The organism is Streptomyces sp. NPDC028298, assembly GCF_055565895.1.
Genome location: NZ_JBVHTL010000001.1, coordinates 503,167 through 525,064, shown reverse-complemented (window position 1 = coordinate 525,064; position 21,898 = coordinate 503,167). Strand labels below are relative to the sequence as shown.

Genomic DNA, 21,898 nt, shown 5'->3' with positions numbered 1-21,898 from the left:
ACATCATGAGCACCGACACGACGACGGACTCCCCGGAGACGGCCACCGCGCCGCCTCCGGGCGCCGCCTCCGCACCGAAGCGGGCAGCACGGGGCCGAAGGCGCCTGCTGACCCGCCGAGACCGGATCACGCTCGCCCTCATGGCGGGCGTGCCCACGGTCCTGCACGTGGCCCTGGTCTGGGTCACCGCCCTCGCCTCCATCGCGCTCGCCTTCACCACCTGGGACGGCATCGGGTTCGACTCGATCAAGTGGGTGGGCCTCCAGAACTTCCGGCAACTCTTCGCCGACAACCCGCAGTTCTGGCCCGCCGTTCAGCACAACGTCATCTGGTTCGTCGTGCTCATCCTGATCCCGACACCACTGGGCCTCTTCCTCGCCGTCCAGTTGGACAAGAGGATCCGCTTCAGCCGCGTCTACCAGACCGCGTTCTTCCTGCCGGTCGTCATCTCGATGGCCTGCATCGGCTTCGTCTGGCAGCTCGTCTACAACCCGGACACCGGCCTCATCAACAGCCTCATCGGCGCCAACACGCCCGGCCACTACATCGACTGGATCGGCGACCCCGACCTCAATCTGTGGGCCGTCCTCGTCGCCGCCTCCTGGCGGCACACCGGCTACATGATGATCCTGTACCTGGCCGGCCTCAAGGGCGTCGACCCCTCTCTCAGGGAGGCCTCCGCGCTGGACGGCGCCAACGAATGGCAGACGTTCAAGAACGTCATCTTCCCGACGCTGCGCCCCACCAACACCGTCGTGCTGGTCGTCACCATCATCGAGGCGCTGCGCGCCTTCGACCTGGTCTTCGTCTTCAACAAGGGCGCCCAGGGCACCGAGTTGCTCTCGATCCTGGTGACCAACAACATCATCGGCGAGTCGAGCCGCATCGGTTACGGATCGGCCATCGCCGTGGTCCTGCTGGTCATCTCGCTCGTGGTGATCGTCCCCTACCTCGTGGCCACCTTCCGGAAGGAGCGGCGACCGTGAGCGCCCCCACCCTCGCGTCCGGCGGGCGGGGGCGGCGCGCGCCCGTCCGCCCCGCCCGCGTACTGCTGCACGTGTTCCTCGCCGGTACCGCCCTGGCCTGGCTCGCCCCCCTGCTCTGGGCGGTCTTCTCGGCCCTGCGCCCGTACGGCGAGACCAGCGACAAGGGCTATGTGTCCTGGCCGGACACGCTGAACCTCGACAACTTCAAGAACGCGTTCGAGCAGTCGGACATGACGCACTACTTCGTCAACACCCTGGTGATCGCGGTGCCGGCCGTGCTGCTCACCCTGTTCCTGTCCTCGATGGTCGCGTTCTACGTCAGCCGCTTCGACTTCCGGCTCAACCTCGCGCTGCTGCTGGTCTTCACGGCCGGCAACCTGCTCCCGCAGCAGGTCATCATCACCCCGCTGTACCGGATGTACCTGCTCACCGACCTGCCGGGCATCACCGCGAGCGGCAAGCTGTACGACTCGGCGCTCGGCCTCGTGCTGATCCACGTGGCCTTCCAGTCCGGGTTCTGCGCGTTCGTGCTCAGCAACTACATGCGCTCCCTGCCGGACGAGCTGACCGAGGCCGCGCTCGTGGACGGAGCCTCCGTCTGGCGGCTCTACTGGCAGATCACCCTTCCCCTGTGCAAGCCCGCGATGGCGGCCCTGGCGACCCTGCTGTCGATCTGGATCTACAACGACTTCTTCTGGGCCCTCGTGCTGATCTCCACCGGCGAGAACATGCCGATCACCTCCGCCCTGAACAACCTTTCCGGCCAGTACTTCACGGACCCCAACCTGGTCGCCGCCGGCGCCCTGCTCACCGCGATCCCCACGCTCGTCGTGTACTTCGCGCTCCAGCGGCAGTTCGTCAGCGGTCTGACCCTCGGTGCCAACAAGAGCTGAGACGACACCACCCGAAAGACTCAGGCGGCTCCAGTGAAAGAGAACGACGTGCCCCAGGCCTTCACCCCCGCAGCCTCCGTACCCGTGGACCCGCGCACCGCACGGGTCCACGAGGAGGGCTGGCAGTCCTGGAGCCCCAGCGGCTCCTACGCCCTCGACGACACCCCGTACCGCCCGACGAACGACAACTGGGCGACCGTCTGCTACCGCCCCGGCCGCACCGCGCCGCCCGGGACCTTCCAGGGCGAGGGACTGCTCGCGCTGGACCCGGGCGACGGCTCCCCGGTGCGGCTGTGGGCGGCGCCCGCCCCGACCGCCTCGGTGCCCTCCATCCGGCTGACCGTCCACGACGGCCGTGCCGAGATCGCCGCCGACGGCCCGGTCACCGAGTCCTCGTACTCGGGACCGGACGGCATCCAGGGCGCCCTCGCCGCCTGGGCCGACACCCTCGCGAGCCCCGCACCGCGGCCCGCGCCCACCGTCTGGTGCTCCTGGTACGAGTACTTCACCGCCGTCACCGAGGACGACGTCCACGAGAACGTCCGCGCCATGGACACCCTCGACCTCCCCGTCGACGTCGTCCAGATCGACGACGGCTACCAGAACGCGCTCGGCGACTGGCTCACCCTCTCCGGACGCTTCCGCTCCCGTGCGGCCCTCGCCGACGCCGTACGCGCCCGCGGCCGCCGAGCGGGGATCTGGACCGCGCCGTTCCTCGTGGCCCCGCACAGCGAACTCGCCGGCCTGCACCCCGACTGGCTGGTCCGCGACACCGAGGGCGCGCCCCTGCACGCCGGCCACAACTGGAACCACGACCTGTACACCCTCGACATCACCCACCCCGAGGCCCGCTCCTACCTCACCGACGTCTACGCCACCCTGCGCGCCGAGGGCTACGACTACTTCAAGACCGACTTCCTCTACGCGGGCGCCCTGGACGGTGTCCGGCACTCCGGCGCCGACGCGCTGGGCGCCTACCGCGACGGCATCGCCCTGATCCGCGAGGCCATCGGCCCAGACGCCTACCTCCTCGGCTGCGGAGCGCCGGTCCTCCCGTCCATCGGCCTGTTCGACGCGATGCGGGTCAGCCCCGACACCGCCCCGCACCGGCGCCCCGAGGCCGGCGACCACAGCCAACCCGGCCAGGACGCCGCCGAGTTCACCGGCGTCGGCCGCCAATGGCAGCACCGGCGCCTGTGGATCAACGACCCCGACTGCCTGATGGCCCGCCCGGCCGTCGAGACCCGGGAACGATGGGCCGCGCACGTCGAGGCCACCGGCGGCCTCATGGCCTCCAGCGACCGGCTGCTGTCCCTCGACGACTGGGGTGTGGCCACCACCCGCCGGCTGCTGTCCTCCGGACACGCGCCGGCCTCGGGAGGTGCGGCATGACCCCCGAACGCACCCTGTCCGTCCCCGGCATCGCCTACGGCGGCGACTACAACCCCGAACAGTGGCCCGAGGAGATCTGGGCCGAGGACATGCGCCTGATGCGCGAGGCCGGTGTCACCATGGTCAGCGTCGGCATCTTCTCCTGGGCCCTCATGGAGCCCTCCGAGGGGCGGTTCGACTTCACCCGCATGGACCGGCTCCTGGACCTCCTCCACGAGAACGGCATCGCCGCCGACCTCGCCACCCCCACGGCCGCTCCGCCCGCCTGGTTCTTCCGCGCGCACCCCGAGGCGCTGCCGGTCGACCGGGACGGCCGAACACAGACGTACGGCAGCAGACAGACGTTCTGCCCGAGCAGCCCCGCCTACCGCGCCGCGGCCCTGCGTGTCACGAGCGCCCTCGCCGAACGCTATGCCGCCCACCCGGCCGTTGTGATGTGGCACATCCACAACGAGTACGGCTGCCACAACGCGGCCTGCTACTGCGACACCAGCGCCGCGTCCTTCCGCCGCTGGCTGCGCGCCCGCTACGGCGACGACTTGGCGGCGCTCAACCACGCCTGGGGCACCACGTTCTGGAGCCAGTGGTACTACGACTGGGAGGAGATCCTGCCGCCCCGCGTCACCGGCGCCGTCCCCAACCCCACGCACCAGCTCGACTGGCGCCGCTTCTGCTCCGACGAACTCCTGTCGCTGTACACCGCGGAGCGGGACGTCCTGCGCACGGCCGCCCCCTCGACACCGGCGACCACCAACTTCATGGTGATGGACGTCTTCGACGCGCTGGACTACTGGCGGTGGGCGCCGGAACTCGACATCGTCTCCAACGACCACTACCTCATGTCCGCCGACCCGGCCTCCGAGGTCGACGTCGCGCTCTGCGGCGACCTGACCCGGTCGCTGGCCGGAGGGCCCTGGCTGCTCATGGAACACTCCACGGGCGCCGTGAACTGGCAGCCCGTCAACCGGGCCAAGGTCCCCGGCGAGATGCGCCGCAACGCCCTCGCCCATGTGGCCCACGGCGCCGACGGCATCGCCTACTTCCAGTGGCGGGCCGCGAAGGCGGGCGCCGAACAGTGGCACTCGGCGATGCTCCCGCACGCGGGCACGGACAGCCGCATCTGGCAGGACGTCGTGCGCCTCGGCGCCGATCTCAAGGCCCTGGCCGAGGTGCGCGGCAGCACCTGCACCGCCGAGGTCGCCGTCGTCTGGGACTGGAACGCCCGCTGGGCACTGGAGCTGCCCTCCCAGCCCAGCGGCGAACTCCGGTACCAGGATCTCGTCCGTGCCTGGTACGAGCCCCTGTGGCGGTCCGGCGTGGCCGTCGACTTCGTCCGCCCCGACGCGGACCTGTCGGCCTACCGCCTCGTCCTCGCCCCGAGTCTCTACCTCGTGGACGAGGCGGGCGCGGCGAACCTGACCGGCCATGTGGAGCGCGGCGGCACCCTCGCGATCGGCTTCCACAGCGGAGCCGTCGACGAGAACTGCCACATCCGGCTGGGCGGATACCCGGGCGCCTTCCGCGACACCCTCGGCGTCCGCGGCGACGAACTCTTCCCGCTCCTGCCCGGCGAGTCGGCCGGACTGACCGGTCAGGTGCCCCCGGGCGCCACGGCCACGCTGTGGTCGGAACGGCTGCGCCTGAACGGCGCCGAGCCGGTCGCCACTTACACGGACGGACCCCTGGCGGGCGTCCCGGCGGTGACGAGACACGCCCGGGGAGCAGGTGTCGCCTGGTACCTGGCGACCCTTCCCGACCCGGACACCCTCGGCGCCCTGCTGGACCGCATCCGCGCCGAGGCCGGGGTCACCGACGGCGGCGGCCTGCCCCCGGGAGTGGAGACGGTCCGCCGCCGGGGCCGCGACGCCGACTACGTGTTCGTCATCGACCACGCGGGCCGGGGCGCGGACATCCCGGTCCCCCCGGGCACCACCGAACTCCTCACCGGCAAACCCCTGTCGGGCTCCCTGCGGGTCGATCCGGGGGAGGTGGCGGTACTGAAGGAGCCGCGGACGACGGGCGGGTAGCCGCCGGCTCACTCGGGAGGCGGGAGCAGGGGGCCCAGCGGGCCGAGGTCGAGGTTGAGGTCCTCCATGGTGAGGCCGTGGGTCGCGCACAGGTCGCGCATCCGGTCGTGCAGGACCATGAGCGTCGTGCCCAGCCGTTCCTCGTCCTCCTCGCTCAGATCACCCTGGTCGACCCGGCGCAGCGCCTGACGTTCCATGACCTGCCGCAGCAGTTCGACCAGCGTCAGGACCAGCCGCATGAGATCACGCTCGACCGTGTCGGGGTCGGTGTTGATCCGCCCGGCCGCGGCGCGCCCCCGCGTGCCGGGTCGCGGCCGGTCCGTGGGCGCGGCCGGCAGCAGCCGGAAGGCCCGGGCCGCGGCCTCCGCCGCCTCTTCCAGAGGGTCCGCGGCGCCCTGGAATCCGTCGTCCTCAGCCGGCATGGCCGCCTCGCGGGGGAGCGGACCGGTCCCAGGGCGACGGATTCTCCGCGCTGACGGAGACGATCAGCGCGCGCAGCGAGATCCGTACGAGATCGATGTCGGCGATGGACAGCATCACGTCACCCGTCAGGACCACCCCTCCGGCGAGCAGGCGGTCCAGCAGGTCGACCAGCGCGACCTGACGGTCCGGCAGCGGCTCCAGGGAGGCCGAGGCCGAGGGGCCGGGCACGGTCATGGCGCGACACCCCGTACGTCGCCGCCGGTTCCGCCGGTGCCCTCCTCGTCGTCCGTGGCCTCCTCGGGTGGCATCGCGAAGGAGTACGGGGCCCACGGGCCGGTGACCTCCACGCGGACCCCCGGCAGGCCCCGGCCCGCTCGGGCGGCCTCCTCGCGGAAGGCCTCGCCGTGCCCGCGAGGCACCAGGAACGCGTCGTTGAAGACGTTCTCGCCCGCGTCGTCGCCGGCCAGGGGGCCCTGCTGGGGACGGTGGGCCGCCCGGTCGGTGGCGTACGCGCGGGCCACGTCCGCCACACGCTCGGCCGCCTCCTGGGCCGCCCGATAGACGGCCTCCCGGTCGCCGCGCTGCCGTCTTCGGGCGCTGAGGTAGGCCCGCCCCGGAGTCATGTCCGCCGACGCGGTGGACTCCGGCGCGGACTCGGCGGTGGCCGCGGCCGCCTCGACGTAGATCTTCACTCCCCATTCGACCTGGTCCGCCAGGTGATCCAGACGCTCGGCGAACACCCGGATCGCGGAGCGCAGCATGTCGCGGGCGCTGTCGTCGTCGACGTAGACGGTGGCCAGCCGCAGCGGCAGCGCGGGGGTCAGCGCCGTGACCTCCTCCACGATCGCGTGGTGGGCCCGGGCGACCGCCTCCAGCCAGTCCAGGTCCTCCAGGTGCCGTCTGAGCCCTTCCTCGCGGAAGTCGGCGGACGGCGCCGGGCTCACCACGAGGACGATGTCCGGGGCGTCGCCGTTCTCCTCGCCCTCGGCGATCAGGTGGACCGGGGCGCCGACGATTCCCGCGTGTCCGGCCAGCGTCCGGGCCAGGTCCGGGTGCGCGCGTGCCACGGCGTACGCGTAGGTGACCGGTTCACTCGTTCTCGTCGTCATCGCGATCAGCCCTTCGGCGGGTGGTGCCGCGCGGCTCCGGCTCCACCTCGGGGATACCCCGGTCCCGGCGCAGGGCGTTCAACTCGGCACGCAGCCGGCGGTTCTGCGCGGCCAGCGACCGCTCGTCCCCGGCCCCCGACGTGAGCGAGGGGTCGTGTTCCCACCAGTCGATGCCCATCTCCCTGGCCTTGTCGACCGAGGCGACCAGCAACCGGATCTTGATCGTGAGCAGTTCGATGTCGAGGAGGTTGATCCTGATGTCGCCCGCGATGACGATGCCCTTGTCGAGGACGCGTTCCAGGATGTCGGCCAGGTTGGCGGACGAGCCCTGCGCGTACTGCGGTGTGGCCCGGGACGGATAGTCGCCCAGGCGGTTGGAGAGCGGTTGACTCACGACGGTGTCCTCGAGTTCTCCCGGGTCGGGGCCGGGACGCGCGGGATGCGATCGGGATCGGGCCGGTCAGGGTGCTCCGCCCTGTTGGTACGCCCTGATCTCGTCCAGTCGGTCGAGCAGTTGGTCCTCGGCCCGGTCGAATGTCTCCTCGTCGATCTCACCGGCGTTCAACTGCCTTTCCAGCTCGGCGAGTTGGAGCCGTATCGGGGCGGGGTCGTAGTACTCGTCCTCCGCGGCCTCCAGCACCCTGTCCATCACCCAGGCGACTCCGCGCACGGGTGCCAGGGGAAGCGTGACGAGTTGTGTGAACAGGCCCATGACGTCTCCATCAGCTGAAGCTGTACGGAGGGAGGGGGCCGTTGAGCCGGAACTCGAACCCCTCGCCCATCTGGTGCGCCAGGCTCAGCTCCGTGGCGAGGAAGAGTTCGTCCTGCTCGTCGCTCACCAGGAACGAGACGTTGAGGAAGTCCGTGCCGGTGGGCGGAGCGGAGTCGATCTCGCGGGCGAACGGGCGCAGCCCCTCGATCACGCCCGAGGCCAGTGCCTCCTGGCGGGCCCGGACCTCGTTGGCGACCATCTCGCCGAGCCGTACGGCCGTGTCGGGGGCCGCCGTGCCGGCGCGGATGTCGTCGTTGAGCTGCCGGGCCTGCTCCGAATCCGTGAGGATCTCCCGCAGCAGCATCTCCTCGTCCTGCGACGCCTTCAGGTTGTACTCGACGCAGCCCTCCAGCAGGCGCAGCCGGTCGGCGTACTCGTCGCCGCGCTCCTCCAGTGTCTGCTTGACCGTGTCCTCGTCCGGGGCGGTGTAGCCGAACCTGAGCGGCAGCAAGGTGCCGTCAGCGAGCAGACGCTGCTGCACCTCCTGGTGACGGCCGACGTCTCTGCGTTTGGGACGCAGTTCCTCCGGTGCGTCGCTCACGACCGCGCAGAGCGGCCCCGCGGTCACCGTGCGCAGCGGGGAGGCCGCAGCGCCGACCCCTTCGAGCCCGTCGAGGCGCAGCGGATGGTCCTTGAACGTGATCGAGTAGATGTATACGGCCATGGCTCACTCCTCCGCGCGGGACGTGCTGCGCTCCCGCCGGGAGGATCGCTTGGCAGGCCGCCGCCGTCGTTCCACCGTCTCCTCCTCTTCTTCCTCGTCGTCGCCCTTGCCCGTCACTCCCCGGAGGGTGTCGGTGACAGCCTCGGCCGCGCCACTCAGGGCTCCTTTGGACTTGCCCTTCGCGCCGGATTCCAGGGTGTCGCCGACGATGTCGGTGAGCTTGGACGGGGCCTTGTTGCCCGACTCCAGGTCGAGGCGGTTGCACGCCTCGGCGAAGCGGAGGTAGGTGTCGACGCTGGCCACGACGATGCGTATGTCGATCTTCAGGATCTCGATGCCCACGAGGGACACACGGATGAAGACGTCGATGACCAGCCCGCGGTCGAGAATGAGCTCCAGAACGTCGTAGAGGGTGCCGGATCCGCCGCTCCGGGCCGGACTGCCGCTGCTCTGCGGCACCATGGTCATGGTGCCTCCCTTCACCGGCTGTGCTGTGTCAGCGCCGGTCGATCTGTCCACGCGTATAGCGGCGCTTCCTTTCGTAGGCCACCAGGTCGCCCTTCTTGTCCAGGGTCACTCGGTAGGTGGCCATCACGCTGGTGGTCTCGGGGACGCGCTCCAGTTCGAGTACCTCCACATCCGCCTCCCAACCGTCGTCCGTGGGTCTGATCGCGGAAACCGACTCGGGGGTCCGGCCGAGCAGCGTGTCGAGCTGTTCCACCGCTGAACGGATGGCCCGGGCCGCGCCTCCGGAGCGTGAGGGGGCCGCACGCTCCGCCGCGGGCCGCCGGCGCGGGGCACCGCCCTCGGCGCTCGGTCGCCGTTTGGCGGGCTCTGCTGCGGCCATGGTGTCTCCGGTCGTCGTGACGGACGCCGTACTTGGACAAAAGCGTGCAATCTCATCATATAGGGGTACTTGGGGCGTCAGGTGAGGATGACGTGCCCTGAGGCCGCCCCGTCGAGCGCGTGGCCCAGGGGGAGGTAGCGCGCGGCCCAGGGGAGGTGCGGGCCGCGCGGTCCGAAGGGAAAAGGTTCATGGATGACACAACCAAGATCGCTCTGGCCGCGGCTGTCGCCGGGGGCTATCTGCTCGGACGTACGAAGAAGGGCCGCCTCGCGTTCGCCGCGGCCACCTACATCGCCGGGCGCCGATTCGCGCTCGATCCGAAGCAGTTGGCCACGGAAGGGCTGAAGCGGCTTTCGGACGTTCCGGGCGTCGCGGAGCTCCAGGAGCAGGTGCGGGGCGAACTGATGGACGCCGGCCGCCAGGCTCTGAAGGCCGCGGCCGACCGTCGCCTCGGTGACCTGGCCGAGAGCCTCCATGAGCGGACACTGCGTGTCGGCGAGAAGCCCGCCAAGGAAGAGGACGAGGAAGAGGGCGAGGACGAGTACGACGAGGACGCGTACGACGAGGAGGACGAGGGCGAGCCGCAGGGCGAGGTAGAGGAGCCGGAGGAGGAGGAAGAGGAAGAACCGGAGGAAGAGGAAGAGGAGGAGCCCGAGGACGAGGAAGGGGAGCCGGAGGCGGAGGCAGAGGAAGAGGAGGAGGAAGAAGAGGAGCCGGAGGAAGAAGAAGAGGAGGAAGAAGAGGAAGAGAAGGAGCCGGAGCGACCGCGAAGGCAGCGGCGGAGCGCCGGAGGCACCGAGGGCAGACGTGCCGCGGAACCCGCTGCCCGGAAGCGGACCGCGAAGAAGCCGGCCGGGAAGCCCGCGGCGAAGAAGGCGCCCGCCAAGAAGTCTGCTCCTGCCAAGAAGGCCGCCGCCAAGAAGAGCTCGCCCCCGGCGAAGAAGGCCGCGGCAAAGAAGGCGCCTGCCAAGAAGGCGGCTCCGGCCAAGAAGACCGCGGCCAAGCGGTCCCCCGCGAAGAAGACCGCTCCGGCGAAGAAGACCGCCGCGAAGAAGGCGCCCGCCAAGAAGACCGCCGCGAAGAGTTCTTCGTCCAAGACGGCCAAGAGCGCTTCCGGACGACGGAGGTAGGGCCATGGCCACCAAACAGAGCGAGAAGGACACTGCCGCACCCTCGGGCCTCGACGCGCTGCGCGAGGAGTTCACCGGGTTCCTGGGCGCCCAACTGCAGAACCTCGTGGAGAAGGCCGGTGACAAGATCGCGGACGTCACCGACGACCTCGCCGACTCCGCCGAGAACGGCGGCCCCCTCCTCGCGGCCGGGTCGCGCGTCCTCAAAGGGGAATCGCCGCTGAAGGCGTTCGTGTCGGAGAAGGCCAAGAGCGCCAAGGACAGCGTCGTGGGCAAGGTGAAGGACGCCTTCGGCGGCGGAGGCGGCAAGGCGAAGTCCGGCAGCACCAAGGTCATGAACATCATCGAGGTGCTGGACGTCGGTGTCCCGGTCCGGAAGGCCTACGACCACTGGACCCAGTTCGAGAAGTTCAGCAGCTTCACCAAGGGGGTGCGCAGCGCCTCCCAGGACGGCGAGGGCGGCAGCGACTGGAAGGTGAAGGTCGGCCCGTCCACCCGGGGTTGGAAGGCGACCGTCCAGGAACAGGTCCCGGACGAGCGGATCGAATGGACCTCGGAAGGCGCCAAGGGCAGTACACGCGGCTGCGTCAGCTTCCACGAACTCACGCCCGACCTCACCCGCATCGTGCTCGTCGTCGAGTACTACCCGTCCGGCTTCTTCGAGAAGACCGGCAACATCTGGCGCGCCCAAGGCCGCCGCCTGCGGCTGGACTTCAAGCACTTCCAGCGCTACGTCACGCTCACCGACGAGGAGGCCGAGGGCTGGCGCGGCGAGATACGCGGCGGCGAGGTCGTCCGCACCCACGAGGAGGCGCTGGAGGAGGAGGAAGCGGCAGCGGGCGAAGAGGACGAGGAAGGCGCGGAGGACTACGAGGACGAGGAGATCCCCGAGGAGGAGGACGAAGAGCTCCCCGAGGAGGACGAGGAACTTCCCGAGGACGAAGAGCTCCCCGAGGAGGACGACGAAGCGGGGGCCGAGTACGACGAGGAGGACGCGGAGTACGAGGACGAGGACGAGGAGCAATGAGGGACGAGGAGCAGTGAGGAACGAGGAGCAATGAGGGACAAGGAGCGATGAGGAACGGGCACCCGGGCGCGCCGCGCGGGCGTGCCGACAGGGCGCCGACCCCCACGTGCCGCCCCACCCGGTAGGGCACCGTCCCCGCCACCCGGCCGGGGGCGGTGGGCGCCGGCCCCGCGGCGACGCGCGGCTGGTTTCCTCCCGCCCCGGCGGGGGACCCGTGGCAACAGCCCGGAGTCGACCGAACACCGGACCCACGGGACCGGAGACAGCCGAACCGGGGACCGACCACCGAGAGGACGACAAGAAGTCATGACCGCCTACAGCGGGACCAAGACCACCTCGCGACCGGAGACAGGATGGGCCAAGGCCCGCCGCCGGCGCGGGACCGGCCCGCGGACCTGCCTTCCGGCGACGTCCGCCACCTCGGCCCGCGAGGACCGGACCGCCCCGGACTGGAACATCGTCAGGGGTGAGGACTGACCGGACGTCACCCCTTCTCCGTACGGCTCGAGCCGTGGTGGCGGGGCCTCAGGAGGCGGAGTCCGTCTTCGAGCGCAGTCGGCGGATCTCGTCCGCCGGAGGCCGGCGCACGTCCTCGTCCACCAGGCGCTCGGGCATGTCGTCGTCCGGGATCAGGTGCGCCTCCGCCTGCTCGGCGGGGTCCGCGTCCCCGTCGCCCCCCACGTCCTCGGCGATCATGTCGTGCTCGGCGTCGTCGTGGGCACCCACGTCGAGGGCCAGGAACTTCTCCTCGGGATCCGGGCCCACGTCGTCGTCCAAGGGCTCGCCGCCCTCGCCCGTGAGGTCGTCCTCGTCATCCTCGTCGGAGTCCCGGAGGGCCGGATCCGTCCGCTCCTCGGCCAGCTTCTCGTCCAGACTCTCCCCCTGACGCTGTTCACGCGCCGTGGTGCCCAGGTGGTCCACGGCGAGCGGACGCTCGGGTGGCGACCACCCGTCGTCGAAGGGGTCCGAGCCCCGGTATTCGAGAGTGTCCTCCGGATCGAGGATGCCTTCGTCCTCGCGGATGTCGGGACCTCCCGGCTGGTAGACCTCATCACCCATGACGTCGTCCTCGCTCTGCTGGCCGAGACGGGCGCGACCTTCCGGACGGATCCGGGTGGCACCGGCCCATGTCTCCAGGCTCACCCAGCACACCGGTTCCGGCATGCCGGAACCGCGCGCGATCACGGAGGGTGACCGAACCGATGATTCTCGATCTCCACGTTTGGCACCCGCGGGACGGGTCACCCGTCTCCCGACACTCGAAGCCGATCGTGATGGGAAGTGAGACATCGTGAGTGGCGAGCAGAAGGCCAAGGCCAAGATGGAACAGGCCAAGGGCAAGACGAAGGAAGCGGCCGGGCGCGCCGTGGGCAACGAGCGCATGGCCGCCGAGGGCCGGGCCGAGAAGGCCAAGGGCGACGCACGGCAGGCCAAGGAGAAGACGAAGGACGTCTTCAAGGGCTGAACAGGCCGAAGGGCAGGAAGCGGACTCCCGGTCACCGGGTAGTCGGCGCGGCCGCCGGACCGACCACGTGGGGCCCGTTCCGAGGAACGGGCCCCACGGCCGTGCACCCGCAGAATCCGGGGAGCCCGGCACCGCCGGCATCTGCTTGAGAGCCCGGCCCCGTCAGACGCCCGGTGCGGCGACGCCACCGGCGGCGGGGGAGACACGTCCGTCCGCCCGCCCCACCCGCGGCCCGCGGCCGCCCCGGCCCCGTGTTGCCCCGCGCCCCCGCGGGCCGAAGATGGTGGGGGTGGCGGAGAGGAGTCCCCGGCGTGGAACCGGACGCGCAGGCAGACGGACGAGGGGACCGGGCGCGGGGACCGGCCGAGGGAGCCGATCCGAGGCGTTGGCGGGCCCTGTGGGTCACCCTGACGGCCGGGTTCATGAGCCTGCTCGACGTCACCATCGTCGCCGTCGCGCTGCCCTCCATGCAGCGCGCCCTGCACGCTTCCGCCCCGTCGATCCAGTGGGTCGTCTCCGGTTACGCCCTCACCTTCGCCCTGGTCCTCGTGACCGCCGGACGACTGGGCGACGCGATCGGCCGACGGCGGATCTTCCTCCTGGCCCTCGCCGCCTTCGTCCTGTGCAGCGCGGCGGCCGGCGCCGCGCCGACGATCACCCTTCTCGTCGTCGCGCGACTCGCCCAGGGCGTGGCGGCCGGGTGCCTGGCACCGCAGAACTCCGCCCTCATCCAGCAGATGTTCCGGGGAGCCGAGCGGGGCCGGGCGTTCGGACTCTTCGGCGCGACCGTCGGCGTCTCCAGCGCGGTGGGCCCCGTCATCGGCGGCCTGATCCTGATGCTCGCCGACGGGCCCCAGGGCTGGCGCTGGATCTTCTACGTCAACGTGCCGGTCGGCGCCGTCGCCTTCCTGCTGGGCCTGCGCCTGCTGCCCAAGGTCGCTCCCCGTCGCCGGGAACGGCTCGATCTGCGGGGCGTCCTGCTGCTCGGCACCGGGGTGCTGGCGCTGATGCTTCCCCTGATCCTGGCCGAGTCCGGCGGCGTACGAAGGCTGTGGTGGCTCTTCCTGGTGGGGCCGGCCCTGCTCGCGGTGTTCGCCTGGTGGGAGCGCCGGCTGACGGCCGCCCACGGTCAGCCGCTCCTCGATCCGCGCCTGGTGACGAGCACACGCGGCTACGCCGCCGGAGCCGTCATCGCCGCCCTCTACTTCGTGGGGTTCAGCGGCGTCTGGCTGGTGTTCGCGCTGTACTTCCAGAACGGCCAGGGCTTCACCCCGCTGCGCTCGGGTCTCGCGGTGACACCCTTCGCCCTCGGTTCGGCTGCGGCCGCCGTCGTGGCCGGACGGCTCGTCGAGCGGCTGGGCCGGCTGCTGACCGTCTGCGGCCTCACCGCCGTCGCCCTGGGGCTCGGCGGTGCCGTGCTGATCCTGCGCCTCGCTCCCGGGGACCAGGCCGTGTGGTACGCGGCGCCGGCCCTGTTCGCCGGCGGGCTGGGCAGCGGATGCGTCATCTCGCCGAACGTCACGATGACGCTCCGGGACGTGCCGGTGCGGATGGCGGGCGCGGCCGGCGGCGCCCTGCAGACGGCCCAGCGGCTGGGCGGTGCCGTCGGTACGGCGGCGCTGCCCGGACTCTTCTACGTGGTGCTCGGCACCGGACGGCACGACTTCGGCTCGGCCCTGTCGATCGCCGTCGGCTCCGGGATCGTGGCGATCCTGTGCGCCCTCGCGCTCGCGGTCCACGACTGGCTGCGCGACCACCGGCCCCGGTCGCCGCGCCGTCCTGCGGAGACGTCGCACGAACACACCCCCATGAGCCGGCCCTGAGGAGCATGCGGGAAAACCGGCCGCGCGGAGGCCGGGGCCGTCGGCCGTGTTCACAGGCACCGCACAGCGGCCGAAAAGCTGTGACGGGCGGATGAACTCGCAGTAGGTCATGGTCAGTTCAAGCCGAAGTCTTGTCCGCTCCATGACAAGGTCATCGGACGGGTGTCACTCTGCTGTCGACCGTGCACGCCTCGTACACACCCCCGTTCCCTGACCCCCTCCGGCTCACCCCCTCCACATCGTCCCCTTCCAGCGCACCCGCACCCTGACGAATCACGCGCCGCAGACTCCGCGAGCGCCTTCGTGCGGCACTCGCTGCGGCGCTGCTTCCCGCCCGGCTCTCCACGGACCGGCCGTACCCGACGGCCGGTCCGCCCCGGGCTACCCCCCTCGCAGATGGAGATGACCTTGAACCGGCAACCCCTCTCCGCCCGGCGGCGCAGACACGCCGCCGTCCTCGCCCTCACCGCCGCGAGCTCCTTACTGGCGCTCGCCGTCCGTCCGGCCCCCGCGTCCGCCGCCCCCGCCGATCCACGGCCCACCAGGACCGTCGCCCGTATCGCCGCCGAACCCCGGTCCGGCGCCCTCCAGGTCCCGCTGTCGCCCGCCCGGCATGCCGCACTGCTCAAGGGCGCGGGAGCGGCCGCGGGGTCCACGGCCGAGCGGATCGGCCTCGGCGCCCGCGAGAAACTCGTCGTCAAGGACGTCACCCGGGACGCCGACGGTACGACCCACACGCGCTACGAGCGCACCTACGCGGGACTTCCGGTGCTCGGCGGCGACCTGGTCGTGCATCTGAAGAACGGCCGCAGCACCGTGTCCGAGGCGCGCCGGGCCGGCGTCGCCGTGCCGAGCCTCAGGCCGGGGATCCCCGCCCGCGTCGCCGCGGCGAAGGCCCTCGCGGTGAGCCGGAAGGCGGCCGTCACGCGATCCCGCGCCGACGGAGCGCCCCGGCTCGTCGTCTGGGCCGCGGGCACCCGCCCGGTCCTCGCCTGGGAATCGGTCGTCGACGGCGTCCAGCGCGACGGCACGCCCAGCGAACTGCACGTCATCACCGACGCGTCCTCGGGCAAGGTCGCCTCCCGCTACGAGGCAGTCGAGACGGGCACGGGGACCGGCCAGTACGTGGGTACGGTGCCGCTCTCCACCACGCCGTCCGGATCGTCGTACCAACTCGTCGACGGCGACCGTGCGGGCCACCGCACCTACGACCTCAACCAGGGAACCTCGGGCACCGGAACCCTGTTCACGGACGACAACGATGTCTGGGGCAGCGGCGCTCAGAGCGACCGGCAGACCGCGGGCGTCGACGTCGCCTACGGCGCGGCGGCGACCTGGGACTACTACAAGCAGGTCTTCGGCCGCAACGGGATCCGCAACGACGGCGTCGCCGCCTACAGCCGGGCCCACTACGGCAACAACTACGTCAACGCCTTCTGGCAGGACAGTTGCTTCTGCATGACCTACGGCGACGGCGCGAGCAACACGCACCCCCTGACCGCTCTCGACGTCGCCGCCCACGAGATGAGCCACGGCGTCACCGCGGCCACCGCGGGTCTCACCTACGCGGGGGAGTCGGGCGGTCTCAACGAGGCGACCTCGGACATCTTCGCCGCGGCCGTGGAGTTCCACGAGAACCTCGCGGCCGACGTACCCGACTACCTGGTCGGCGAGAAGATCGACATCCGCGGCACCGGCGCCCCGCTGCGCTACATGGACAAGCCCTCCAAGGACGGCTCCTCCCGCGACTACTGGGACTCCTCGCTGGGCGGCATCGACGTCCACTACTCCTCGGGACCGGCGAACCACTTCTTCTACCTGCTCTCCGAGGGGAGCGGCGCCAAGACCGTCAACGGCGTGTCGTACGACAGCCCGACCCACGACGGTCTGCCGGTGACCGGCATCGGCATCGAGAACGCCGCCGGGATCTGGTACCGCGCGCTGACGACCTACATGACGTCCTCGACCGACTACGCCGGTGCCAGGGCCGCCACGCTGCGGGCCGCGGGTGACCTCTACGGCGCCTACAGCCCCACGTATCTCGCCGTCGCCGACGCCTGGGCGGCCATCAACGTCGGCGACCGGATCGCCCTCGGGGTCAACATAGCCCCGCTCGCCGACCAGACGTCCGGGGTCGGCCAGGAGGTCTCCCTCCAGGTCGACGCGTACACCACCAACACCGGCGCCAGCCTGACGTACACGGCCACCGGGCTGCCCGAGGGTCTGTCCATCAGCGACACCGGACTGATCTCCGGGACCCCCGTCACGCCGGGGACCAGCGACACGACGGTCACGGTGACCGACAGCACCGGCGCGGCCGTGTCGGTGGCCTTCCACTGGCGGATCGCGTACGTCTACGCCAACAGCACCCGCGTGGACATCCCCGATTTGGGCCCCGCGGTCGAGTCGCCCATCACGATCACGGGCCGGCCGGGCAACGCCTCACCGACCACCGAGGTCTACGTCAACATCGTCCACACCTACCGCGGCGATCTGACGGTCGATCTGGTCGGCCCCGACGGGACCGTGTACTCGCTGCTGAACCGCAGCGGCGGCTCGGCCGACAACGTGGACCAGACGTTCACGGTGGACGCCTCCGCGCAGCCGGTCGACGGCACCTGGAAGCTGCGTGTCCGCGACCTCGCGTCGATCGACGTCGGCTACATCCAGCAGTGGAGGATCACGCCCTGATCGAGGCCTGACCCGATCCCGTCCGGACCGCCCCAGCGGTCCGGACGGTCTGCTGTCCGCGCCGAACGGCCGCGGGCGTCCCGCCTCAGGGCGGCGACGCCCGCGGCCGTTCGGCGTCTTCAAGCCTTGACGGATCCGGACCGTCGCCCGCCCCTCGGTGACGCCCGCCGCCCAGGTCGCAGCCCCGGAGCGCCCCGCCAACGTGGGCCCCGCGCACACGAGTTGAAGAAACTCGCGTCACGGGACTTGCCACCCTGATGGTTCATTACTTAAATCAAAGCGTGAACTAAGAGAGCCGGTAGGTCAGTTCACAGTTCTCCCCTCGTAAGCGGCTGTTTCCTCAGTCGCTCAACAAGTGTGTCCGCTCCGCTCGTCACCCCACCCGCATGGAGTCACGGCATGAAACTCAGAACCCTGGGTGTCGCGCTGGCCGCAATGGCCGCGCTCGTCACCCTGCCCTTGCAGAGACCGGCCGCCGCGGCCGAACTCCCGCTGTCCCAGGGCAAGACGGCCACGTCCTCGTCCGACGAGAACGGGGGCACTCCCGCCGCCTACGCCGTCGACGGCGACACGGCCACGCGCTGGTCCTCGGCCGCCACGGACACCCAGTGGCTCCAGGTCGACCTCGGCGCCTCGGCCACCATCACCAAGGTCGTCCTCAACTGGGAGGCCGCGTACGGCAGCGACTACCGCATCCAGACGTCACCGGACGGCAGCACCTGGACCGACGTCAAGACGGTGACCGGCGGCGACGGCGGCACCGACACCCTCGACGTCTCGGGCCAGGGCCGCTACGTACGCATGTACGGCGTCCACCGCGCGACCCAGTACGGCTACTCCCTCTGGGAGTTCCAGGTCTTCGGCACCGGTGGCACCACCACCCCGGCGACCTGTGACACGGCCAACGCCGCGCAGGGCAAGACGGCCACCGCCTCCTCCACCGAGAACGCGGCGAGCCCCGCCTCGGCCGCCTTCGACGGCAACACCGGAACCCGCTGGTCCAGCACCTTCGCCGACCCGCAGTGGGTCCAGGTCGACCTGGGCGCCTCCAGCGACCTGTGCCGCGTCGACCTCAACTGGGAGGCCGCGTACGGCAAGGCCTTCCAGATCCAGTCCTCCACCGACGGCCAGAACTGGACCGTCCTCAAGTCGGTCACCGACGGCACCGGGGGCACCGCCTCCTACGACGTCTCCGGCAAGGGCCGTTACGTACGGATCTACGGGACGACCCGCGGCACCGCGTACGGCTACTCACTGTGGGAGGTCGCCGTCCACACCGGTACGGGGAGCAGCACCCCGCCCGTGCAGGGCGGCGGGGACCTCGGGCCCAACGTCATCGTCGTGGACCCCTCGACGCCCGGACTGCAGGCCAAGTTCGACCAGGTCTTCGCCCAGCAGGAGTCGAACCAGTTCGGCTCCGCCCGCTACCAGTTCCTCATGAAGCCCGGTACCTACAACAACATCAACGCCCAGGTCGGCTTCTACACCTCCGTCTCCGGCCTCGGCCTGAACCCCGACGACGTCCACATCAACGGCGACATCACCGTGGACGCGGGCTGGTTCAACGGCAACGCCACCCAGAACTTCTGGCGTTCGGCGGAGAACCTGTCGATCACCCCCTCCAACGGCACCGACCGCTGGGCCGTCGCCCAGGCCGCGCCCTTCCGCCGTATCCACGTACAGGGCGGCCTCAACCTGGCCCCGAACGGCTACGGCTGGGCCTCCGGCGGCTACATCGCCGACTCCAAGATCGACGGTACGGTCGGCCCGTACTCCCAGCAGCAGTGGTACACCCGTGACAGCTCCGTCGGAGGCTGGACCAACGGCGTCTGGAACATGACCTTCACGGGCGTCCAGGGCGCGCCGGCGACGAACTTCGACTCCGGCCCGTACACCACCCTGGACACCACCCCGGTCTCCCGCGAGAAGCCCTATCTCTACCTGGACGGCAGCACCTACAAGGTGTTCGTCCCCTCCAAGCGCACCAACGCCCGCGGCGTCTCGTGGCCGAACACGGCCGGTTCGTCGATCCCGCTCGACCAGTTCTACGTCGTCAAGGCCGGCGCGACCGCCGAGACCATCAACGCGGCTCTCGCCCAGGGCCTCAACCTGCTGTTCACGCCGGGTGTCTACCACCTCGACCAGACGATCAACGTCACCCGCGCCAACACCGTCGTCCTGGGCCTCGGCCTCGCGACGATCGTGCCGGACAACGGCGTCGACGCGATGCACGTCGCCGACGTCGACGGGGTCAGGCTCGCCGGATTCCTGATCGACGCGGGCCGCTCCAACTCCGCGAATCTGCTCCAGATCGGTCCCTCGGGCTCCTCGGCCGACCACTCCGCCAACCCCACGACCATGCAGGACGTGTTCGTGCGGATCGGCGGCGCGGGCCCCGGCCTCGCCACCAACTCGGTCGTGGTCAACAGCGACGACGTCGTGATCGACCACACCTGGCTGTGGCGCGCCGACCACGGTGACGGGGTCGGCTGGGACACCAACCGCGCCGACTACGGCCTCGTGGTCAACGGCGACGACGTGCTGGCGACCGGCCTGTTCGTCGAACACTTCAACAAGTACGACGTGCTGTGGAACGGCGAGAACGGGCGCACGATCTTCTTCCAGAACGAGAAGGCGTACGACGTGCCCAACGCCGCCGCCGTCACCCATGACGGCATCGTCGGATACGCGGCCTACAAGGTCGCCGACTCCGTCTCCACGCACGAGGCATGGGGTCTGGGAAGCTACTGCAACTTCACCTCGGACCCGTCGATCGTCCAGGCGCACGGCTTCCAGGTCCCGGTGAAGACCGGGGTGAAGATGCACGACATCCTGGTGATCTCGCTCGGTGGCAAGGGTCAGTACGCGCACGTCATCAACAACACCGGCGCGCCCACCTCGGGGACGGACACCGTGCCGTCCAAGGTCACGCAGTTCCCGTGATCCCGCACCGCGCCGTCTGAACGGCACCTGGGTGCCGGTGCTCCACCCCGGTAGGTCCGGGGGAGCGCCGGCACCCTCACCTTGCTCGCGTCGTGCCGCGCGGCGCGTCGAGCCTCAGGTCGTGCGGCCGGGCCGTCTCCTGGTCGGGCGGCCCCGCCGGTTCCACCCCGGCGGCGTGCGCCAGGAGACGGCGGGCCAGTTCACGGGCCTCGGCGGGCGTGAGCGAGGCCCACACCCCGTGCTCGTCGCCCTGGTCCGGGCCCACGTCCAGCGTCACGCGGCCGATCTGCCGGTCCGGTGTCGGCAGCAGCAGCTCCTTCACGGAGATCCTGCGGCCGCACGAAGTCACCAAGGGCAACTCGCCCGCCCCGGCCGCCCGTAGTCGCCGCTGCCCGGACTCCGTCATCGCTCTCACGCCTTTCCACGAGCAGAACCGCCGGTGGGTCCACCGCACCGGGTGGAACTCCGCGCTCCGGCCATCCGCCGGACTGTTCAGGTCAGCGTCGAGTGGTACCGGTTTGTTCCCGGCGGCCGGGCACGGCGCTCCCGTGCGACCCGGCGCGCGCAATCGCCCGTCGGCCTCAAGGGTCCCGAACGCGGGGCGCTGTCCGTGCTCTTGACGGATGCCCGCCGGATCGGCGGAAGGGGCGTGCGAGGCGACCGGCCGCCCGGCGGCCGGTCCGTGTCAGCGCCGGGTGGAGTTCTTGGTGCGCAGAGCCCCGAGACGCTCCAGGAGCAGGCCCTCCCGGGTGGACCAGGGGGAGATCTCCACGCTCGTGGCCCGGCAGGCCTCCATCAGTGCCTCCGCCACCAGCGCCCCGGCCAGGGACTGGCCGGCCCGGTGACGTGAGATGCCGGGCAGACGGCCGCGGCCGGCCGAGCCGTTCTTCGCGAGGACGCCCACCGCGGCCCGTACCTCGTCGAGCGTCAGCCGCTGCGGAGCGCGCGAGCGGTCACTGCCCGCGGTGGTGTAGCGGGCGAGCTGGGTGAAGGTCTTGGAACACGCGAGCACCCGCCCGTCCGGGTCGGCGTGCGGCAGGTCGGCGTCGGCGAGGCGGTCGCTCAGGTGGTCGCGCACCTCGGCGAGCCGTCGCTTCGAGGACACGGCCTCGTCGAGCTTCCACGTGCGGGTGACCGTGCGGGCGCCGAGCGGCAGGGAGTGGGCCGTTCGCGGCTGTCTGGACGTGCCGGACGCCACCTCGACCGTCCCGCCGCCGATGTCGAGCACCAGCAGGGAGCCGGGCCGTTCGCCCGCCCAGTGGCGTGCCGCCACATAGGCCAGCCGTGCCTCCTCCTCGCCGGACAGCACCCGCAGCCGGGTGCCGGTGGCGCTGGCCACCTGGGCGAGGACCTCGTCGCGATTGGGCGCGTCGCGGATCACCGACGTGGCGAACGCGTAGACCTCCGGCAGCGCTTCCCGGTTCTCGGCGAGCGTCTCGGCCACGGCCCGCTGCACGCTGCGGACACCCGACTTGTCCAGCCGTCCCGTGGCGTCCAGCGTCTCGTGCAACTGGAGTCGTACCTTTCGGGACAGCACCTCTTCCATGGCGACCCCGGGGGGGGGGGGGGGGGGGGGGGGGGGGGGGGGGGGGGGGTGGAAGGGGGGGAGGGGGGGAGGGGGGGAGGGGGTGGAAGAGGCGGAAGGGGGGAAGCGCTGGAAGGGGTGAAGGCGCTGGAAGGGACGGGAGCGATGGAAGGGTCGGGAG

22 protein-coding genes are annotated in these 21,898 nt (G+C 71.0%); 11 read left to right on the top strand and 11 right to left on the bottom strand.

Features of this window, described 5'->3' with window-relative positions; translation table 11 throughout:
• Positions 1-5 precede the first annotated feature (5 nt).
• Genes ACZ4TO_RS02430 through ACZ4TO_RS02415 form a run of 4 tightly spaced genes read left to right on the top strand, consistent with a single transcriptional unit; the run spans position 6 to position 5,298 of the window.
• Positions 6-986 (top strand): carbohydrate ABC transporter permease, encoded by a 981-nt coding sequence (locus tag ACZ4TO_RS02430; RefSeq protein WP_468023182.1) that lies wholly within the window; start codon positions 6-8, stop codon positions 984-986.
• Positions 983-1,879 carry a carbohydrate ABC transporter permease gene (locus tag ACZ4TO_RS02425; protein WP_382780055.1) on the top strand — a complete coding sequence of 299 codons (897 nt, stop codon included), beginning with the start codon at positions 983-985 and terminating at the stop codon, positions 1,877-1,879. The genes ACZ4TO_RS02430 and ACZ4TO_RS02425 overlap by 4 nt, the downstream gene beginning before the upstream one ends.
• A gap of 48 nt (positions 1,880-1,927) precedes the next feature.
• On the top strand, positions 1,928-3,271 hold the full coding sequence (locus ACZ4TO_RS02420) for a glycoside hydrolase family 36 protein (protein ID WP_468023771.1): 1,344 nt from the start codon (positions 1,928-1,930) through the stop codon (positions 3,269-3,271).
• Complete coding sequence (locus ACZ4TO_RS02415) at positions 3,268-5,298, top strand: beta-galactosidase (protein ID WP_468023181.1); 2,031 nt, start codon at positions 3,268-3,270, stop codon at positions 5,296-5,298. Before ACZ4TO_RS02420 ends, ACZ4TO_RS02415 begins: the two co-directional genes overlap by 4 nt.
• Positions 5,299-5,306: 8 nt before the next feature.
• Here ACZ4TO_RS02415 and ACZ4TO_RS02410 read toward each other — a convergent pair whose 3' ends face one another.
• From ACZ4TO_RS02410 to ACZ4TO_RS02375, 8 genes are all read right to left on the bottom strand, one after another.
• Positions 5,307-5,720, bottom strand: a complete 414-nt coding sequence (locus ACZ4TO_RS02410; RefSeq protein WP_382780061.1) for a gas vesicle protein K — start codon at positions 5,718-5,720, stop codon at positions 5,307-5,309.
• Positions 5,710-5,955: a gas vesicle protein gene (locus ACZ4TO_RS02405; RefSeq protein WP_382780063.1), complete on the bottom strand. Its 246-nt coding sequence runs from the start codon at positions 5,953-5,955 to the stop codon at positions 5,710-5,712. Before ACZ4TO_RS02405 ends, ACZ4TO_RS02410 begins: the two co-directional genes overlap by 11 nt.
• Entirely contained in the window at positions 5,952-6,830 is an 879-nt protein-coding gene (locus tag ACZ4TO_RS02400; RefSeq protein WP_468023180.1) for a GvpL/GvpF family gas vesicle protein, read from the bottom strand. Before ACZ4TO_RS02400 ends, ACZ4TO_RS02405 begins: the two co-directional genes overlap by 4 nt.
• Positions 6,811-7,224 carry a gas vesicle protein gene (locus tag ACZ4TO_RS02395; RefSeq protein ID WP_382780071.1) on the bottom strand — a complete coding sequence of 138 codons (414 nt, stop codon included), beginning with the start codon at positions 7,222-7,224 and terminating at the stop codon, positions 6,811-6,813. Before ACZ4TO_RS02395 ends, ACZ4TO_RS02400 begins: the two co-directional genes overlap by 20 nt.
• A gap of 66 nt (positions 7,225-7,290) precedes the next feature.
• Positions 7,291-7,542: a gas vesicle protein GvpG gene (locus ACZ4TO_RS02390; protein WP_382780074.1), complete on the bottom strand. Its 252-nt coding sequence runs from the start codon at positions 7,540-7,542 to the stop codon at positions 7,291-7,293.
• A gap of 10 nt (positions 7,543-7,552) precedes the next feature.
• Complete coding sequence (locus ACZ4TO_RS02385) at positions 7,553-8,266, bottom strand: GvpL/GvpF family gas vesicle protein (RefSeq protein WP_468023179.1); 714 nt, start codon at positions 8,264-8,266, stop codon at positions 7,553-7,555.
• A gap of 3 nt (positions 8,267-8,269) precedes the next feature.
• Entirely contained in the window at positions 8,270-8,728 is a 459-nt protein-coding gene (locus tag ACZ4TO_RS02380; RefSeq protein ID WP_382780840.1) for a gas vesicle structural protein GvpA, read from the bottom strand.
• Between the two features lie 34 nt (positions 8,729-8,762).
• On the bottom strand, positions 8,763-9,113 hold the full coding sequence (locus tag ACZ4TO_RS02375) for a gas vesicle protein GvpO (protein WP_382780080.1): 351 nt from the start codon (positions 9,111-9,113) through the stop codon (positions 8,763-8,765).
• Between the two features lie 188 nt (positions 9,114-9,301).
• Between ACZ4TO_RS02375 and ACZ4TO_RS02370 the strand changes: the two genes are divergently transcribed.
• From ACZ4TO_RS02370 to ACZ4TO_RS02360, 3 genes are all read left to right on the top strand, one after another.
• Positions 9,302-10,243, top strand: coding sequence for a histone protein (locus ACZ4TO_RS02370; RefSeq protein WP_468023178.1), 942 nt, complete (start codon positions 9,302-9,304; stop codon positions 10,241-10,243).
• A 4-nt stretch (positions 10,244-10,247) separates the two neighbouring features.
• Positions 10,248-11,270, top strand: a complete 1,023-nt coding sequence (locus ACZ4TO_RS02365) for an SRPBCC family protein (RefSeq protein ID WP_468023177.1) — start codon at positions 10,248-10,250, stop codon at positions 11,268-11,270.
• A gap of 306 nt (positions 11,271-11,576) precedes the next feature.
• Positions 11,577-11,747, top strand: coding sequence for a hypothetical protein (locus ACZ4TO_RS02360; RefSeq protein ID WP_468023176.1), 171 nt, complete (start codon positions 11,577-11,579; stop codon positions 11,745-11,747).
• A gap of 48 nt (positions 11,748-11,795) precedes the next feature.
• Here ACZ4TO_RS02360 and ACZ4TO_RS02355 read toward each other — a convergent pair whose 3' ends face one another.
• Entirely contained in the window at positions 11,796-12,434 is a 639-nt protein-coding gene (locus ACZ4TO_RS02355; protein ID WP_382780092.1) for a hypothetical protein, read from the bottom strand.
• A gap of 127 nt (positions 12,435-12,561) precedes the next feature.
• Between ACZ4TO_RS02355 and ACZ4TO_RS02350 the strand changes: the two genes are divergently transcribed.
• The 4 genes from ACZ4TO_RS02350 to ACZ4TO_RS02335 all read left to right on the top strand — a co-directional run bounded on the left by ACZ4TO_RS02350 (position 12,562) and on the right by ACZ4TO_RS02335 (position 20,192).
• Positions 12,562-12,735, top strand: a complete 174-nt coding sequence (locus ACZ4TO_RS02350; RefSeq protein ID WP_355987981.1) for a CsbD family protein — start codon at positions 12,562-12,564, stop codon at positions 12,733-12,735.
• 311 nt (positions 12,736-13,046) lie between these two features.
• Positions 13,047-14,558: an MFS transporter gene (locus ACZ4TO_RS02345; protein ID WP_468023175.1), complete on the top strand. Its 1,512-nt coding sequence runs from the start codon at positions 13,047-13,049 to the stop codon at positions 14,556-14,558.
• Between the two features lie 408 nt (positions 14,559-14,966).
• Positions 14,967-17,249 (top strand): M4 family metallopeptidase, encoded by a 2,283-nt coding sequence (locus ACZ4TO_RS02340; protein ID WP_468023174.1) that lies wholly within the window; start codon positions 14,967-14,969, stop codon positions 17,247-17,249.
• Between the two features lie 399 nt (positions 17,250-17,648).
• Positions 17,649-20,192 (top strand): discoidin domain-containing protein, encoded by a 2,544-nt coding sequence (locus tag ACZ4TO_RS02335; protein WP_382780101.1) that lies wholly within the window; start codon positions 17,649-17,651, stop codon positions 20,190-20,192.
• 76 nt (positions 20,193-20,268) lie between these two features.
• Here the strand turns inward: ACZ4TO_RS02335 and ACZ4TO_RS02330 are convergent, their stop codons facing one another.
• Positions 20,269-20,598 carry a hypothetical protein gene (locus tag ACZ4TO_RS02330; RefSeq protein WP_468023173.1) on the bottom strand — a complete coding sequence of 110 codons (330 nt, stop codon included), beginning with the start codon at positions 20,596-20,598 and terminating at the stop codon, positions 20,269-20,271.
• Between the two features lie 279 nt (positions 20,599-20,877).
• Positions 20,878-21,729 carry a Ppx/GppA phosphatase family protein gene (locus tag ACZ4TO_RS02325; protein WP_468023172.1) on the bottom strand — a complete coding sequence of 284 codons (852 nt, stop codon included), beginning with the start codon at positions 21,727-21,729 and terminating at the stop codon, positions 20,878-20,880.
• Between the last annotated feature and the right edge of the window lie 169 nt (positions 21,730-21,898).